The organism is Streptomyces sp. NPDC059455 (assembly GCF_042750115.1).
Classification (GTDB): Bacteria; Actinomycetota; Actinomycetes; order Streptomycetales; family Streptomycetaceae; genus Streptomyces; species Streptomyces endocoffeicus.
In genome coordinates this window covers 33,818-49,012 of record NZ_JBHYVB010000072.1, presented here as the reverse complement: position 1 = coordinate 49,012, position 15,195 = coordinate 33,818, and the positions used below count along the sequence as shown (strand labels likewise).

Genomic DNA, 15,195 nt, shown 5'->3' with positions numbered 1-15,195 from the left:
GTGTCATATCCCCGGCCGGGCGTGCGACGCCTGGCCGGGGATATGACACAGGCTCTCACCCGACGGACACCGAGCCACGTCAGCACGCCTGCGTACACACACGTCTTCGAGCCGCGAGAGATGGAGTGACGCCATGCCGGGCGCCCTGTCACGCCGTTCCGCCCTGTCCTTCCTGGGCGGGGCGATGGCCGTCGCCGCAACCGGTGGGGCCGTCGCAACCGGTGGCGGCGGATGGCCCGCGGCCGCCGCCGCGCCCGCCTCCGGCCCCGGTCCCGCCACTGGGCACGCCCCAGGTCCCGGCTCCCGGGTGGACTCCCTCATCGGCCGGATGACGCTCGAGGAGAAGCTCGCGCTGCTGCACGGCGCGAAGGATCCCCACGGCCTCGGGCAGGCGGGGTACACCCCCGGTGTCCCCCGGCTCGGCATTCCGCCACTCCGGCTCGCGGACGGGCCCGCCGGCGTACGGGTCACCCGGCATGCCACCGCGCTGCCCGCGCCGGTGCTGCTCGCCTCCGCCTTCGATCCGGCCCTGGCGCGGGAGTACGGGCGCACCATCGGGCGCGAAGCCCGTGCGCTGGGCCAGGACGTACTGCTCTCCCCCATGGTCAACCTCATCCGCACCCCGTACGCCGGGCGCAACTTCGAGACCTTCGGCGAGGACCCGCTGCTCGCCTCCGAGCTGGTGGCCGAGGAGGTGCGCGGTATCCAGGGCGAGGGCCTGATCGCCACCGTCAAGCACTTCGCCATGAACAACCAGGAGCACGAGCGGGAGTCGATCGATGTCATCGTCGGCGAGCGGACGATGCGGGAGATGGAGCTGCCCGGCTTCGAGGCGGCCGTACGGGCGGGCGCGGGGGCGGTCATGGGCGCCTACAACAAGGTCAACGGGGCCTTCGCCTGTGAGAGCGAGCCGCTGCTGACCGGGGTGCTGCGCGAGGACTGGGGCTTCGACGGGTGGGTGATGACCGACTGGCACGCCGCCCACAGCACCGCGGCGGCCCTCGGCGCCGGGCTCGACATGGAGATGCCGGACGGAAAGTACTTCGGCGACGCCCTGCGGAAGGCGGTGGCCAACGGGACCGTACCGGAGGCCGAGGTGGACCGCGCGGTCGGCCGCGTCCTGACCGTCATGGACCGCTTCGGCCTGCTGGACGGCGGCGCCCCGCCGCGGCCCGGCCGGGACCCCGGGGCCGGGGCGCGCACCGCGCTGAAGGTCGCCACGGCGGGCGGCGTCCTGCTGCGCAACGAGCGCGGCACACTGCCGCTGACCGGGCCCGCCGCCCGGTCGATCGCCGTGGTCGGGCCCACCGGCTCCATCCCCTTCGTCAGTGGCGGCGGCAGCGCCCATGTGGTCCCCGACCACGCCGCGAGCCCGCTGGAGACGATCCGGGAGCGTGCCGGAAAGGGGGCCCGGGTGGACTACGCCCTGGGCGAGGACGTGTTCGGCAAGAAGATCCCCGGCTCCGCGCTCTCCCCGGCCACCGGGCTGGAGAAGCGGAAGGTGGCGGCGGGCAAGAGCTGGACGTACGACGGCACCCTCACCGTGGCCGAGGCCGATGAGTGGACGTTCGTCCTGCACTTCAGCGGTCCGCCCACCGGCCGCCCGAAGGTGCTGCTGGACGGCGAGGAGCTGTTCCCGTTCCGGCCCGGCTTGGCCGAGTACTTCACCGGTGGCCTCGTCAGCGCCGCCCCGGACGGCCTCGCCGTGCGCCGGGCGGCCGTCAGGCTGACGGCGGGAAAACACCGGCTGAAGGTCACCGCCAAGAGCGGCGGGAAGGGACTGACCTTCCGGCTGCGCCGCACCACCTCCGCCACGCGCGCGGCCGACGTGGCCGAGGCGGTGCGCGCCGCCGGTGCCGCGCACAGCGTGGTGCTCTTCGGCTACGAGGACGCCACCGAGGGCAGGGACCGCACCACCATCGCCCTCCCCGGCCACCAGAACGCGCTGATCGACGCCGTCGCCAGGGCCAATCCGCGCACGACCGTCGTCCTCAACACCTCGTCGTGCACCTCGATGCCCTGGCTGAAGCACACCGGCGCCGTACTCCAGATGTACTACCCGGGCCAGGAGGGCGCCGCCGCCACCACCGCCCTGCTCTTCGGCGACGCCAACCCCGGCGGCAGGCTCACCCAGTCCTTCCCCGTGTCCGACGACCGCCATCCGATGGCCGGAGACTCCCGGCGCTACCCCGGGGTGAACGGCCGCGAGGAGTACTCCGAAGGTGTTCATGTCGGCTATCGCTGGTACGACGCCGAGGGGGTGCGGCCCCTTTTCCCCTTCGGCCACGGCCTGTCGTACACCACCTTCGCCTATGCGGGGCTGCGGCTGCGGCGGCGCGGAAGCGGTCTGGAGGCGGTCTTCACCGTGCGCAACACCGGGCGGCGGGCCGGGGCGGAGGTGGCCCAGGTGTATGTGGGGCCCTCGCCCGATCTGCCGCTGGACCAGGCCGAGCGGTCCCTGGCGGGATTCCGGCGCGTCCATCTGCGGCCCGGCCAGGCGCGGAAGGTGACGGTGCGGATGGCCGCCCGGGCGCTGTCCTCCTGGGACTCCGAACGCCATGGATGGGTGCTGGGCACCGGGCGCCGGACCGTGGAAGTGGGCTCCTCCTCGCGCGATCCGAGGCTGCGGGGGCATATCGAGGTCCGCCATGGGTCCTGAGCGGCCACGGCCGTCGTCGCCTCGGGCTACGCTAGTATGGCGCGTGTGCAACTAAAGGCGCACGCAAGCAATAAGGCATCGACGAAGGAGCGCCGTGCAGATCGACCTTTCCGGTAGGACCGCCCTGGTCACCGGCTCCACGCAGGGCATCGGATTCGCCATCGCCGCCGGGCTGGCGCGGGCGGGTGCCCGTGTCGCCGTCAACGGGCGCCGACAGGAGTCCGTCGAGGCCGCCATCCAGAAGCTGGAAGAGGACACCGAGGGCGGCTCGTTCATCTCCGCCCCCGGCGACATCACCACCGATGACGGCGCCCGCCAGGTGATCGATGCGGTGCCGGACACCGATGTCCTGGTCAACAACCTCGGCATCTTCGGGGCCACTCCGGCGCTGGAGATCAGCGACGATGAGTGGCGGCGCTATTTCGAGGTGAACGTCCTGGCCTCCGTCCGGATGATCCGGAGCTTCCTGCCCGGGATGAAGGACCGCTCCTGGGGCCGGATCATGAACGTGGCCAGTGACTCCGCCGTCGTCATCCCCGCCGAGATGATCCACTACGGGATGTCGAAGACCGCGCTGCTCGCCGTCACCCGCGGCTTCGCCAAGGACGCGGCCGGTACCGGGGTCACGGTCAACTCGCTGATCGCCGGGCCGACCCACACCGGCGGGGTCGAGGACTTCGTGTACGAGCTGGTGGACCCGGAGCTGACCTGGGACGAGGCGCAGCGGGAGTTCATGGCCAAGTACCGGCCGCAGTCGCTGATCCAGCGGCTGATCGAGCCCGAGGAGATCGCCAACATGGCGGTCTACCTGAGCTCCACATTCGCCTCGGCCACCACCGGCGGGGCCGTGCGCGTGGACGGCGGCTACGTCGACTCGATCCTCCCCTGACACTCACCGCGGCGCCTTCCTGACGTCCGCCACGGCGCCTCCCTGACACTTGCTTCGGCACCCCCTGACCCCTGCTTCCGCGCGCCCTTCCGGTGGGAACCGTTCCGCGTGGACCGGGGGTCCCTAAGGAACGAAGGAGCAGACAACCTGGGGGGTTCTGTTGAGCAATGACGCACTTGCGCATCCTGACCGCATCAGAGCGAGCCACTGGATCACCGTTCTGAGACGGCAATTCCCCGAGCTCCAGGCGGAGTTGACGCCCTCCCCGCACCGGCCCGGCCTCGGCAGGCAGCGGGGAGGCACCGACCGTCACGGGCCCTCGGAGCCGTTGCGCCTGCGGGTCTCCGACACCGTACGCGACATCACCGACGGCGTCGTGGAGCTGGAGGAGGCCGTGCACGACCGGCTCGGGCTGCCACCCGCGGGCAGGGGAACGGTTGAGGTCAGACTGGCCCGTCTCGCGGGGCTCCTGGAACGGGTCGAGGCCGACCCGGTGCTGATGCGCCATCTGCTGGACGAGGTCAGCGGGCTGGCGCGGCGCTGCTCAGGTGTGCTCGGGGACGCCGAGCCCGTGGTCCGGCTGCGCGGCCGGTGCCCGCTGTGCGCCTCGGTCTCGCTGCGGGCCTTTCCGCTGCGCCGGGCGGTGCTGTGCATCAACCCCGGCTGCCGCTGCCCGCACACCGGGTGCGGCTGCCACGCGGACCGGTCACACCGGCACTCCTGGCCGGAGGGCGAGTGGGCGGAGCTGGCGGCCGGCGGCGCGCTCGCCCTGGAGGAGATCACCGCCGCCCTGGACGGAGGTTCCACCGTCGTGGCGGTGAGCCGATGAGGACCATGCAGGCGCCCGAGTATCCCTTGCTGACCGCCGCCGTGGCCGCCGCGGAGGTGGGCGTCGCCCCGGCCACCATCCGCAAGTGGGTGCAGCTGAAGCATCTGCGGCCCGCGGGGCGTCAGGGCAAGGCGTTCCTCTATCGGCTGGAGGATGTGTTCGCGGCCGAGCGGGCCACCCGACGACGTACGTGACCTGCGGGGCTCATGGTCATCACGGCATAAGTGACGACAAGTGGTTGTCAATGGGCATCCGGTGCATCACACTTGGTGCCAGCGGCGGAGCTGTGCCCCCTGGGGGCCACGGCCCCGCCGCTTTTCGCTGTGCGCAGCCCCTGACCACAGCAAGGAGTGCGCGCATGACCGAGCCCTTGGTGATCTTTCCCGACGTCGAACGCCTCGTCGTCGAGCATCTGAAGAACCGCCCCGAACTGGCCGGGGTACTCGTGGACAACCGGACCCCGCCGGACTTCGACGGAACCCAGAAGGCCGTGCTGGTCTCCCGGGCGGGTGGCGTCTGGGTCGAGGACATCCATCTGGACCAGCCGCTGGTCGACCTCGAGGTGTACGGCCCGGACAAACCCACGGCCCACACCGTCGCCACGGCCGCCCGTACGGCGCTGTTCACGGTGCGCGGCACCACGTTCGGCACCGCCTTTGTCACCGATGTCTCCGAGGTGGACGGCCCCCGGTGGCTGCCCGACTACCTGCACGCCGCGGCCAGCCGCTATCTGTCCACGGCCCGGCTCTCCATCCGCCCGGCGTAGGCCACGTACCCGCCGACCGTTCGCCCTCATCACCACGCCACAAGGAGCAATCGCATGCCCGGAATGAACCCCAATGAGATCCGCGTCGCGGGCACCGGCCGCATCCTCACCGCCCCGCTCGGCACCACCGTCCCGGCCGATGTCTCCACCGCGTGGGCGGCGGGCTGGAAGGACCTCGGGTACACCACCACCGACGGCATCAAGTTCAACAAGAAGGACAAAATCGACCCGGTCGACACCTGGCAGTCGGTCAGCCCGGCCCGCTTCGTCTACTCCGACCGCGACCTCACCGTGAAGTTCCAGCTGCTCCAGCTCAACGAGGACACCCTGCCGTTCTTCTTCGGCGGCGCTGTGGTGGCGGAGACGGAGGCCGGTTCGAAGGTGTACCGCTACGAACTCGCCGCCGAGCCGAAGCAGGACGAGCGGATGCTGGGCGTGGAGTTCGCGGACGGCGATGTCATCAAGTACCGGTTCATCCTCCGCCGCGGCCAGGTCACCGAGACCGAGGAGCTCCAGCTCACCCGCACGGCCGCGGTCCGGCTCGGGGTCACCTTCACGGCACTGGCCGTGGACAACGACACCCCGCTGGCCACCTGGCTGATGAACGACCCGGCATTCGCCGCATCCTGACCCCCTCCCCGCCACTCCCCGCCACGTCGATCGCGAAGGAACCGCCCCCATGCCTGCGTTCAACGTCAACGCCGCCCGCGCCCAGCGCCTGGAAGCGCTGGGCCTGACCTGGGACTTCGAGGTGGACGGGGAGACGTTCTCCCTGCCCACCGAGATCCCCCGCCGCTCGGCGCACGCGCTGGCCGAGCTGAAGGACAACGACCTGGACGGGCTGCTCGCCCTCCTCATGGGCGAGGAGAGCTACCAGCGGCTGTGCGCACACGAAGTGAGCGTGCAGGACATCGCCGCGATCCTCGAGGCGTACGGCCAGGACACCGGGCTCGGCGTGGGGGAAGGCTGAGCCTCGGCGCGCTCGTGGAGGAGCACGCCGAGGCGCTGGAGGCCGATCTGCTGCGGTACTACGGCGTCGACCTGCTCGACTGGCACCGCGAGGCGCTGTCCTCACGGCGCCTGGCGGTCCTGGTCCGCCACCTTCCGCCGGACTCGGCGTTCGTACGGGCGCGGGAGGGCGAGGCCGCGGAATGGGGGCTGACGGACCATCTGCTGGCGGCGGTCGTGGACCACTTGGCGATCGCCAACTGGATGTTCGCGTCGGCCAACCGCGACGAATACGCGGACCCGCCGGAGGCACCGGCCCCGGTGCCGAGGCCGGGGGCCGCCGATACGTCCGACGGCCCGCCCGACGGCCACGCCGCCGACGGCCACGCGCCGACGGGGGCGGAGTTGGCGCGGTTCTTCGGGTGACCCCGCGCAGGAGGGTACGTGAGCGATTTCCAAGAGCGCACCGAGACGGCCATTGTCCAGCTGAAGCGCCGCATGACGGCCACCAACGCCACGCTCGCGCGAATGCAGAAGGAGCAGGACAACTTCATACAGACCTACAAGCCGAAGATCGAGCCGGGTCTCGGCAAGTCCGATCTGGCCGGCGTCCTGGGGGCCGTGGCCGCGGCGAGCATCGGGTTCTCCCTGCTGAAGGTCGATGAGACCGGGGTGTTCGTGGCCGGCCGCCAGGTCGTGACCTGGCGCCATATGCGCACACCCGATGAGCGGTTGCAGGTCGCCGAGCGGAAGCTGGAACAACGCACCGACCGTCTGCAAGGCGCCGTGAACCGCTTCCAGGAGCAGTTGGAGCGTGTCGAACAACGCCGCCGCGATCTGGAGGAGACCCGGCAGCGCCGCGCCCAGCCCGGCGGCGACAGTCGCGCGCTGTACGGCGAGCAACGCTTCCGCGAGGAGGCGCTGAGCCGGGAGTTGCGCGCGCTGGAGGGAGCCGAGCGCCGCGCCCAGCAGGCCCGGGGGAGGGTCGAAGGCAGCCGACAGCGAGTCGTGTCGGCAGCGCAGCGCATCGCTCAGGCCGAGCAGGAGGCGAGAAACACGCGCCGGGAGACCGTCAACCATATGAACGCCCTGGACCAGGGAATGCGGACGCTGGAAACGCGGGCAGCGAGCCTCCGGCGTGAGCTCGGCTCCTGACCTACATCGAGGAGGATGCTATGTCGCTCGTGGCCGCGCTGCGGTCGTCCGTCGGCGCCCTGCGGAACTTCACGACCTCGGCTCGCCAGGCCGATACCACCGTCGCCAGATTGCGCGGCTCCGTCACCGGAGCATCCGGCGCCGTGGGCCGGGTCAAGGGCGACATCGACAAGTCGGCCAACTCCATGCGCACCCTGCAGCGGGAAGCCAACGCCGCCGAGCGCAACGTGGCCAAGAGCGGGAAGTCCATGAGCACGGCCGGCCGCAGCGCGGCGACCGGGGGTGGGCTGATGGGGCGGATGAAGACGGGGCTCCAGGGGGTGACCACGGCCCAGAAGGGCCTGAACACCGCCATGAAGTCAAACGTGTTCGGGGCCATCATGGCGCTGCTGATGCCACTGATCATGAAGCTCGTCGACATGGCCATGCAGTCCAAGACGGTCCAGCGCATCGTCCAGGCCGCCTTCAAAATCATCGGCCAGGTCATCGGCACCACGATGCGCGTGGCGAAACAAGTGGTCCAGACGACCTGGAACGGCATCAAGACGGCGTTCACGGTCGTACTCAAGGTCATCTGGACCGTCGTGAAGACGTACTTCAACATCTACAAGACCATCATCACCACGGTCATCCACGCCATCATGGCCGTGGTCCGGCCCCTGCTGTCCTTCTTCTCGGAGCGGATCCCGGGCGCCTTCCGCTCCGCCCGTAACGGCATCCAGCGCGCCTTCAGCGGGCTGGCGGGCATCGTCAGGGGTGCGTTCAGCGCGGTGCTCGGGGCCGTGCGCGGGCCGCTCAACGGGGTGATCGGGCTGGTCAACCGGGCGATCGGCGCGCTGAACCGGGTCAAGGTCTCGGTGCCTTCCTGGGTGCCGGGGATCGGTGGCCAGTCGTTCGGGGTGAACATCCCCACCATCCCCACGCTCGCCCAGGGCGGCATCGTGCTGCCGCGCCCCGGTGGCACGCTCGCGCTGCTCGCCGAGGGCGGGCAGGCCGAGGCGGTGCTGCCGCTGAACCGGCTGAGCACGCTGCTCGCCCGCACCGGGCCCGCGCCCGCCCTGGCGGGATCCGGCAGGGCGGGCGGCGGATTCGTCATCGAGCACTACCACGAAGCCCCGGGCGGCAGCGCCCGGCAGACCGCCGAGGATCTGATGTTCCTGATGAAGGCGAGGGGGTGACATGGCGGACGAGACCACCGCCACCGAGCCGGGGCCGCTCATCACCACCGATGGGCAGGTGCAGTGGGCCGGGCTGCTCATGGGTCCCGGCACCGACTACTGGATCGCCGCCGAAGGGCTCACCGGCTGGGAGGAGTTGCCCGCGCTGGACACCTCCGACGCCGACCGCCCGGTGGGGCACGGCGGCTGGCCGGGGTCACAGTGGGCGCAGGCCCGTACGGTCACCGCGCAGGTGTGGTTCGCCCCCGATCCGGACGCCGGACCGGAGGCGGTGCGGGACGCTCTGCGCGCGCTGCGCGCCGCCACCGCCGTACGCGACGAGGAGGAGTGGCTGGCCGTACGTCTGCACGGCGAGACGCTGGCCGTACGGGCCCGGGTCACCCAGCGCGTGGTCCCCACCGACCGGCAGTTCGCCGCGAGCCGCCTGGCGAAGATGACGCTCCAGTGGAAGGCGAGCGATCCACGCCGTTACGAGGCGGTGGGGCGGCGGGACACCGCCGGGCTCCCCCAGCCGGAGGCGGGGCTGACCTGGCCGCTCAGCTGGCCGCTGGCCTGGGGCGCGCCCGGTTCCACCGGCGATCTCGCGGCGGAGAACGACGGCAGCGCACCCGCCCATCCGGTGATCGCCTTCACCGGGCCGTGCACCCGGCCGCGGCTGGCCAATCGGACCAGCGGCGACTGGCTGGAGTACGCGATCACCCTCGCCCCGGACGACGAACTGGTCGTCGACACCGCCGAGGGAACCGTGATGTTCAACGGCACCGCGTCACGCCGCCACACCGCCACACCGGGCAGCGCCCCGGAGGAGTCGTTCACCCTGCCGTCCGGGACCTCGCAGCTGTCCTTCCGCGCGGCGTCGGGCGGGGAGGGAGCCACCGCCACGATCACCTGGCGCCGCGCCGAGTGGTGAGGCGCCGCGCCGCCCCATCATCCGCCCCGATCCTTAACGCCCGTACGACCACAAGGAGTTCTCTGATGACCGTGGGAGCCGTCTTATGACCGTCCGTTCCGCCTGGCATCCGCCCACCGGCCAGACCCGTGAGGACACCCGGCTGGCCGTCAGCCTCGGCATGGCGTCCGCCGGTCCGCTGCTGACCCGGGCGGGATGCGTGTTCGGCGGGCTGCAGCTCACCGGCACCACCGCCACCGGTATGCAGGCCAAGCTCTCCCCGGGCCAGGTGTGGATCCCGGGAACCTCCACCGGATCGCAGGGCGGCTATCCGGTCACCGTCGACTCCGACACCCTGCTGACCGTCGCCGATGGGCACGCCAGCCTGCCCCGTGTGGACGGGCTGGCCGTACGGGTCTACGACAACGACTACGACGGCTCCGGCAAGTACGAGGCCGCTCTGGAACTCCTCCAGGGCACCCCGGCCGGCTCCCCCACCGCCCCGGCCGTGCCAAAGAACGCGGAGCTTCTCTACGAGATCGCCGTCCCCGCCGGGGCGTCCGCGGCCAAGGGCATCACCTGGGCCTCCGCCATCACCGACCGCCGCCGCTACACCGCGGCGCTCGGCGGCATCGTCCCCGCCGCGGGCGGCGCGCCGCACAACGGGGCATATGCCGGGCAGTACCGCGACGCGGGCGGCCGGCTGGAGCGCTGGGACGGCACCCAGTGGGCGAAGTACATTCCGGACACCATACTCCGGCACACCGCGGACTGGGGTGCCACCACCGCCGCCACCTATCAGGAAATGCTCACCGACACCGTCGCCACGCTCACCGCCACCTTCACCGCGCCGTACTCACGCTGGGTGTCCCTCACCTTCGGCGCCTTCACGGCCGCCGACGGGAACGCCACCGCGTACATCTCGTTCCGGCTCAGGACGCAGAGCGGCACCGAGGTACTCGCCCCGTCCGACGACCGGGCGGCGATCCTCGACGGTGCCGGGCGGGCCTCGATCTCCACCTGTTTCCCGGTGGGGAACCTCACCCCGGGCGCCGTCTACTCGGCGACCGCCGCGTACCGTTCCTCGATCGCGGGGACGCGTGTGCACTTCGACAACCGCTTCGTCCGCGTGGATCCGGTGGCGTGAGGCGCCGTGGACGCCCGCTATCGCGCCGTCTTCACCGATCTGCGCACCGACCAGGCCATCGATGTACTGCCCCTGCGGGAGGTGGAGTACGACGACTACCTCGGCAAGCCGGGATCCCTGACCGCGACCCTTCCGGTGCCCGATGCCCGGATGGCCCGGCGGGTGCGGGAGCTGGTGGAGGGGCGCACCGCCGTCTATCTGGAGCGGGGTGACGAGGTCTGCTGGGGTGGCATCGTCTGGACGCTGACCCCGGCCACGGACGACCGGGGTCTCACCACGGTCGGGCTGCAGGCGGCCACCTTCGACTCCTACGCGGGCCGTCGCTACATCCGCGCGAATCTGAGCTTCACCGCGCTCGACCATCTGGAGATCGTCCGCCGGCTGTGGGACTACATGCAGGGGTCCGAGGGCGGCCACATCGGCGTGGAGTACGAGCCGACGGCCGCCACCGCGGCCCGTACGGTGGCCTACAGCGACGGTGACGAGACCCTGGTGGAGGAGGCGATCGGTCAACTCGCGGCGATGGAGCCGGGTTTCGAGCACCGGATCGCGGTGTACCGGGATCCGGCGACCGGACGGCGGGTGAAGCTGCTCCAGCTGGGCTCTCCGACGATCCGGGTGGGCAGCCAGCCGGTGATGCTGGATTCGCCGGGCGATGTGCTGTCGTACTCCTTCCCTCGGGACGCCACGCGCGGCGGGACGACCGCGCGGGCCAGGGGCGGCACTCCGGAGGGCGGGGCGGGCGGCCCGGTGATGTCCGGGGAACAGGTGGCCGAGGATCTCCTCGCGGCCGGGTTCCCCCGCCTGGACACCTCGTCCGACCACAGCAATGTCACCGACAAGGCGACGCTCGACGCGTTCGCCCGGTCCGAACTCGCCGCTCTGCGCGGCACGGTGGTCATTCCCTCGGTACGGATCCGCCTCGGCTCGGGTACCACGCCCGCGCTGCTCGGCGCGACCGTGCGGCTGCGCATCAAGGACGTGTGGTTCTCCGAGGGGCTGGACGCCCGCTACCGCGTCGTCGGCATCAAGGTCACCGCCCCGGAGCGGGGACGTCCGGAGACCGCCGATCTGTATCTGGAGGAGGCAGACTGATGGCGAACCTGCCCGAGGACATCGTGGACCGGATCAGGGCCCTGGAACGTCAGGTGCACCGGCTCACCACCTACGTCAACAGCAAGCCCGGCGGGACGCCGACGGCCCTGGCCGCCACCGAGCCGCCACCGGCGCAGGCCCAGGAGACCTCCGGGGAGGAGCCACCGCGGCCCGGCGACACGGCTACGGGCCCCTGACGTCCGGTATCGGCGGGGTGGCTCAACGGCCGCCGGGGCCCTGACGGGGGCCGGAACGGGCGGAGGCATCACACCGGGCCACCACCCGATAGGCATTGGACATCCTGCCGAGCCCCGCCAGCGGTTTGAGCAGCAGGCGGTCGAGGGTGGTCGCGACCACGAGGGCGGGCACGCCGGCCAGGAGGATCGCGCAGCGCAGCAGCCAGCGGGCCCGGCCGGGCGGCTTGGCCAGGGAGGGGGCGTCATCGGGTGGGGCGATCGCGTTGAGCGCCAGCCAGACGGCGCCGAGCAGATCGACGGTGTCCGAGGGCCCGCGGTGCTGTTCGTCGATCACGGTGAAGCCCAGCGCGGTCAGCTCCTCGCGGAGGTTGGCCACCGGAACGAAGTGCAGATGCTGGGGCTGGAGCCAGGGGAGCCAGAACCGGCCGAAGAGGCGACCGAACCAGCACTCCGGATCGGGCACCTCGATCAGCAGATGGCCGCCGGGTCGCAGGGCACGGCGGGCGGCGCGGAGTTCGACGCGGGGGTCCGTGCTGTGCTCCAGATAGTGGAACATGCTCACCACGTCGTAGCTCCCGGCCAGCCGCTCCTCGGCCAACTCGGGGAAGCTGCCGCGGATGGCCCGGTCGACGCGGCCCGTCCGCTCGGCCAGTTCGACACCGGCGGTGAAGTCGAGTCCGTCGAAGCGGGTGCCGGGGAAGACGGTACGGGCCACCTCGGGGAAGTGGCCGTGTCCCGTGCCGACGTCGAGCCAGGTCTTCGGGGGCTCGGCGGAGGGTTCCTGGAACATCGCGCGCCGCCGGTACGCCTTGTCGCGGCCGGAGAAGACGTTGCCGAGTTCGATCTCCCCCATCCCGTCGTAGAAGTCGCGGTAGTAGAACTCCAGGCCGTCGTCGTTCAGCCGTGGATTCTGGAAGACATGGCGGCAGTCCCGGCATCTGTCGAGCCGGAAGCGGCCGGGTTTGCTCTGGTACCGGTCCTTGGTGCGCAGCCGCCGCACCAGCCGCGTGGAGCCGCACCACGGGCAGTCGGTGCGGCGGGGTTCGAAGAACCGCTCGGTCCCCCGCGCCAGATCGGCCTGGTAGCGGGGGCGCAGCGCGGCGACGGTCTCGGCGCGGGACGGCTTCTCCGGTGCGCTGGGCATGACACTCTCGCTGCTCATCGATCCCCTTCCGGGTTCACGGTGGCGTGGCCGGCGGTGCTCGAGGTGGCGTGGAGGGCATTCGAGGTGGCGTCGGCGACACTCGATGTGGCGTGGGTGGCACTCGATGTGGCGTGGGTCGCACCCGAGGTGGCGTGGGTCGCACCCGAGGTGGCCAGCCGCTCCAGATGGGTGGCGGCCGCGGTGGCGCCGCCCGCCGCGCGGAAGGACGCGCCCACGCGCTCGGCCGCGGCGCGGTAGCGCGGCTCGTCCAGCACGGCGTCGAGCGCCTCGCCGATGGCCACGGCCCGCGCCCTGCCGAAGCGCACCCGGATGCCCGCGCCCGCGTCCACCACCTGGGCGGCCACCACCGGCTGGTCGTCCCGGATGGGCGCCACGACGAGCGGTACGCCGTGCCAGAGGGCTTCGCAGACGGTGTTGTGGCCCGCGTGGCACACGACCGCGTTCACCCTTTGCAGTAGGGCGAGTTGGGGGACATAGCGGCGCACCAGGACGTCGTTGTCGTCCGGGGTGGCGGGCATGTTCTCGATGTCCCGGGTGGCCCGGGTGAGTACATCGTCGGGGTCGACGATGACCGTCTGGAAACGACCGGCCCGCGCCCGTACGGCCTCCAGGCACTCGGTGAGAAAGCGCGCCCCGGCGTCGGTGTTCGCGGTGCCGAGCGTGATGAGGACGGCGGGGCGCGTGGGATCCAGCCACTCCCAGGGGAAGTCCGCCGTGGCCGGTCGCTCGGCGATCGACGGGCCCACGTAGTGGATGCGGTCACCCGCCCGGGCCGGTCGTCCGGCCAGCTCCTCGGTGGTGAAGGCGAGGACGAGATCCGGCGAGAACCGGGGATCGGCCGTGCCCTCCGGGTCGCCGATCCGGCCCCGCACCTCGTGCAGCAGCCCGTCCAGCCATGCGTCGATCTTGGGCATCCCGTCCAGCGCGCCCGTGAACTCCGCCGAAGTGGTGGCGGATGTGGCCCAGCGCAGCCCCAGCCGTTCGGCCACCAGCGCGCCCGCCACGGTCTGCTGGTCGGCGATCACCACATCGGGGCGGAACTCCTCGACGGCCTTGGCCACGCCCGGAGCCATGGCCTCGGCGAGCGGCACCAGGAACCGCTCCCACAGGAACTTCAGCGCCGCGGGACCGCGCACGTCCGGTGGCCGGCCCGCCCCGCCCTCGCCCAGCACCGGCCCGGCGCAGCGGTAGACCGTCGTCCCCCGCCCGGTCAGCCGCTCGACGACCTCGGACATCCCGGCCCAGGCCACCTGGTGTCCCCGTGCGGTCAGTTCGGCCGCGACACCGACGGTGGGATTGACGTGGCCGACGAGTGGCGGCACGACGAAGAGAAAGCGGCGGGACGTGCGGGGTGAGGTCTCCGGGTCTCTGCTCGGTTCGCTCATGAGGCATCGGTCTCCAGGGCCGCCGCCGCGCCGGTGGCCGTATGGCGCTCGTGTTCACCTTCGGGATCACGCTCGTCGATCCAGGACAGCAGCAGTTCGCGGATGCGCGTGGGCGCCTCGGCGAGGACCGAGTGGCCCTGCCCCGGCAGGACAACGGTCCGGGTGCCGGGCAGGACCGACTCCAACCACCGCTCCTGTCCGGCGAGTTCGGAATCGGCGCCGTAAACGGCCAGCACCGGGCAGCGCACCGCGCGGACCTGCTCCTCGCTCACCACCCGGCTCGCGGGTACATCCTCGGCGATGCTGGTCGTACGGACCAGGCGGGCGGCCGACTTGGCCAGCCGTGCGGTGTGGGCGCCCCGGTTGGCGCTGACCCAGGCCAGCGACTCGGCCTCATGGACGACCAGTTCCTCCTCGACCCGCCGGAGGATCCCGCTGATCTCGGTCAGCCAGCTCTCGGTGGCGGGCTTCGCCTCGATCACCGCGATACCGGCCACCCGCTCCGGATGGCGCATGGCGTAGGCGAACGCCACCGTTCCACCGAAGCAGTTGCCCACGAGGTGGACCGGACCGGTGATGTACAGCCGGTCGAGCAGCCGCTCCAGATCGGTGACGAAGGTGTCCAGCCGGTAGCCGGAGCCGGGGCGCTCGCTGCGGCCGTGTCCCCGCTGGTCGTACATCACCACCTCCAGTCCGGCGGCGGCGAGGTCCGGGGCCACCGTGAAGTACCAGCTGGCGAGGGAGTCGGTGAGCAGACCGTGGATGAGCACGGCGGTGGCGGTGGGTGGACGGCCGTCGGGCGGGGACAGCCGCTGGACATGCAGTCGGACGCCGTCCGTCCCGGTATGCGGGCCGTCGTGGCCGGCGGCGTGGTCGGTGTCGATCATCGCCAT

At 71.6% G+C, this 15,195-nt stretch carries 17 protein-coding genes; 14 read left to right on the top strand and 3 right to left on the bottom strand.

The window, feature by feature from the left end:
• The first annotated feature begins 133 nt into the window (after nt 1–133).
• From ACFXB5_RS24880 to ACFXB5_RS24815, 14 genes are all read left to right on the top strand, one after another.
• Nucleotides 134–2,659, top strand: a complete 2,526-nt coding sequence (locus ACFXB5_RS24880) for a beta-glucosidase (protein WP_385211619.1) — start codon at nt 134–136, stop codon at nt 2,657–2,659.
• Nucleotides 2,660–2,753: 94 nt separating this feature from the next.
• Nucleotides 2,754–3,548, top strand: coding sequence for an SDR family NAD(P)-dependent oxidoreductase (locus tag ACFXB5_RS24875; RefSeq protein WP_385211617.1), 795 nt, complete (start codon nt 2,754–2,756; stop codon nt 3,546–3,548).
• 160 nt (nt 3,549–3,708) lie between these two features.
• Nucleotides 3,709–4,377, top strand: a complete 669-nt coding sequence (locus ACFXB5_RS24870; RefSeq protein ID WP_385211615.1) for a hypothetical protein — start codon at nt 3,709–3,711, stop codon at nt 4,375–4,377.
• A complete protein-coding gene (locus tag ACFXB5_RS24865) occupies nt 4,374–4,571 on the top strand; it encodes a helix-turn-helix domain-containing protein (RefSeq protein WP_385211613.1) in 198 nt (65 codons plus the stop codon). The genes ACFXB5_RS24870 and ACFXB5_RS24865 overlap by 4 nt, the downstream gene beginning before the upstream one ends.
• A 164-nt stretch (nt 4,572–4,735) precedes the next feature.
• Nucleotides 4,736–5,143 carry a hypothetical protein gene (locus ACFXB5_RS24860; protein ID WP_385211612.1) on the top strand — a complete coding sequence of 136 codons (408 nt, stop codon included), beginning with the start codon at nt 4,736–4,738 and terminating at the stop codon, nt 5,141–5,143.
• Nucleotides 5,144–5,197: 54 nt separating this feature from the next.
• A complete protein-coding gene (locus ACFXB5_RS24855) occupies nt 5,198–5,773 on the top strand; it encodes a phage tail protein (protein ID WP_385211610.1) in 576 nt (191 codons plus the stop codon).
• 49 nt (nt 5,774–5,822) lie between these two features.
• Nucleotides 5,823–6,113 carry a hypothetical protein gene (locus tag ACFXB5_RS24850; protein WP_385211608.1) on the top strand — a complete coding sequence of 97 codons (291 nt, stop codon included), beginning with the start codon at nt 5,823–5,825 and terminating at the stop codon, nt 6,111–6,113.
• A gap of 14 nt (nt 6,114–6,127) precedes the next feature.
• The gene (locus ACFXB5_RS24845; protein WP_385211606.1) at nt 6,128–6,517 is read left to right on the top strand and encodes a hypothetical protein; all 390 of its coding nucleotides are present in this window, start codon (nt 6,128–6,130) and stop codon (nt 6,515–6,517) included.
• Between the two features lie 18 nt (nt 6,518–6,535).
• Nucleotides 6,536–7,246 carry a hypothetical protein gene (locus tag ACFXB5_RS24840; protein WP_385211605.1) on the top strand — a complete coding sequence of 237 codons (711 nt, stop codon included), beginning with the start codon at nt 6,536–6,538 and terminating at the stop codon, nt 7,244–7,246.
• A gap of 20 nt (nt 7,247–7,266) precedes the next feature.
• Nucleotides 7,267–8,424, top strand: coding sequence for a hypothetical protein (locus ACFXB5_RS24835; RefSeq protein ID WP_385211603.1), 1,158 nt, complete (start codon nt 7,267–7,269; stop codon nt 8,422–8,424).
• Between the two features lies 1 nt (nt 8,425).
• The gene (locus tag ACFXB5_RS24830) at nt 8,426–9,334 is read left to right on the top strand and encodes a phage distal tail protein (RefSeq protein ID WP_385211601.1); all 909 of its coding nucleotides are present in this window, start codon (nt 8,426–8,428) and stop codon (nt 9,332–9,334) included.
• A gap of 85 nt (nt 9,335–9,419) precedes the next feature.
• The gene (locus ACFXB5_RS24825) at nt 9,420–10,460 is read left to right on the top strand and encodes a hypothetical protein (protein WP_385211599.1); all 1,041 of its coding nucleotides are present in this window, start codon (nt 9,420–9,422) and stop codon (nt 10,458–10,460) included.
• Nucleotides 10,461–10,466: 6 nt separating this feature from the next.
• A complete protein-coding gene (locus ACFXB5_RS24820; RefSeq protein ID WP_385211597.1) occupies nt 10,467–11,555 on the top strand; it encodes a hypothetical protein in 1,089 nt (362 codons plus the stop codon).
• Nucleotides 11,555–11,752 carry a hypothetical protein gene (locus ACFXB5_RS24815; protein ID WP_385211595.1) on the top strand — a complete coding sequence of 66 codons (198 nt, stop codon included), beginning with the start codon at nt 11,555–11,557 and terminating at the stop codon, nt 11,750–11,752. Before ACFXB5_RS24820 ends, ACFXB5_RS24815 begins: the two co-directional genes overlap by 1 nt.
• Nucleotides 11,753–11,774: 22 nt before the next feature.
• Here the strand turns inward: ACFXB5_RS24815 and ACFXB5_RS24810 are convergent, their stop codons facing one another.
• The 3 genes from ACFXB5_RS24810 to ACFXB5_RS24800 are packed head-to-tail and all read right to left on the bottom strand — an operon-like array spanning nt 11,775 to nt 15,195.
• The gene (locus ACFXB5_RS24810) at nt 11,775–12,914 is read right to left on the bottom strand and encodes a methyltransferase domain-containing protein (RefSeq protein ID WP_385211593.1); all 1,140 of its coding nucleotides are present in this window, start codon (nt 12,912–12,914) and stop codon (nt 11,775–11,777) included.
• On the bottom strand, nt 12,911–14,302 hold the full coding sequence (locus tag ACFXB5_RS24805; protein WP_385211591.1) for a glycosyltransferase: 1,392 nt from the start codon (nt 14,300–14,302) through the stop codon (nt 12,911–12,913). Before ACFXB5_RS24805 ends, ACFXB5_RS24810 begins: the two co-directional genes overlap by 4 nt.
• Nucleotides 14,299–15,195, bottom strand: coding sequence for an alpha/beta fold hydrolase (locus ACFXB5_RS24800; protein ID WP_385211589.1), 897 nt, complete (start codon nt 15,193–15,195; stop codon nt 14,299–14,301). The genes ACFXB5_RS24805 and ACFXB5_RS24800 overlap by 4 nt, the downstream gene beginning before the upstream one ends.

What these genes read in the sequence shown, in the direction of transcription:
- ACFXB5_RS24855 (WP_385211610.1), top strand. Translation starts at nt 5,198, where the DNA reads ATGCCCGGAATGAACCCCAATGAGATCCGCGTCGCGGGCACCGGCCGC.
- ACFXB5_RS24805 (WP_385211591.1), bottom strand. Translation starts at nt 14,302, where the DNA reads ATGAGCGAACCGAGCAGAGACCCGGAGACCTCACCCCGCACGTCCCGC.
- ACFXB5_RS24880 (WP_385211619.1), top strand. Translation starts at nt 134, where the DNA reads ATGCCGGGCGCCCTGTCACGCCGTTCCGCCCTGTCCTTCCTGGGCGGG.
- ACFXB5_RS24830 (WP_385211601.1), top strand. Translation starts at nt 8,426, where the DNA reads ATGGCGGACGAGACCACCGCCACCGAGCCGGGGCCGCTCATCACCACC.
- ACFXB5_RS24825 (WP_385211599.1), top strand. Translation starts at nt 9,420, where the DNA reads ATGACCGTCCGTTCCGCCTGGCATCCGCCCACCGGCCAGACCCGTGAG.
- ACFXB5_RS24835 (WP_385211603.1), top strand. Translation starts at nt 7,267, where the DNA reads ATGTCGCTCGTGGCCGCGCTGCGGTCGTCCGTCGGCGCCCTGCGGAAC.
- ACFXB5_RS24810 (WP_385211593.1), bottom strand. Translation starts at nt 12,914, where the DNA reads ATGAGCAGCGAGAGTGTCATGCCCAGCGCACCGGAGAAGCCGTCCCGC.
- ACFXB5_RS24815 (WP_385211595.1), top strand. Translation starts at nt 11,555, where the DNA reads ATGGCGAACCTGCCCGAGGACATCGTGGACCGGATCAGGGCCCTGGAA.
- ACFXB5_RS24850 (WP_385211608.1), top strand. Translation starts at nt 5,823, where the DNA reads ATGCCTGCGTTCAACGTCAACGCCGCCCGCGCCCAGCGCCTGGAAGCG.
- ACFXB5_RS24860 (WP_385211612.1), top strand. Translation starts at nt 4,736, where the DNA reads ATGACCGAGCCCTTGGTGATCTTTCCCGACGTCGAACGCCTCGTCGTC.
- ACFXB5_RS24800 (WP_385211589.1), bottom strand. Translation starts at nt 15,195, where the DNA reads ATGGCGATGATCGACACCGACCACGCCGCCGGCCACGACGGCCCGCAT.
- ACFXB5_RS24865 (WP_385211613.1), top strand. Translation starts at nt 4,374, where the DNA reads ATGAGGACCATGCAGGCGCCCGAGTATCCCTTGCTGACCGCCGCCGTG.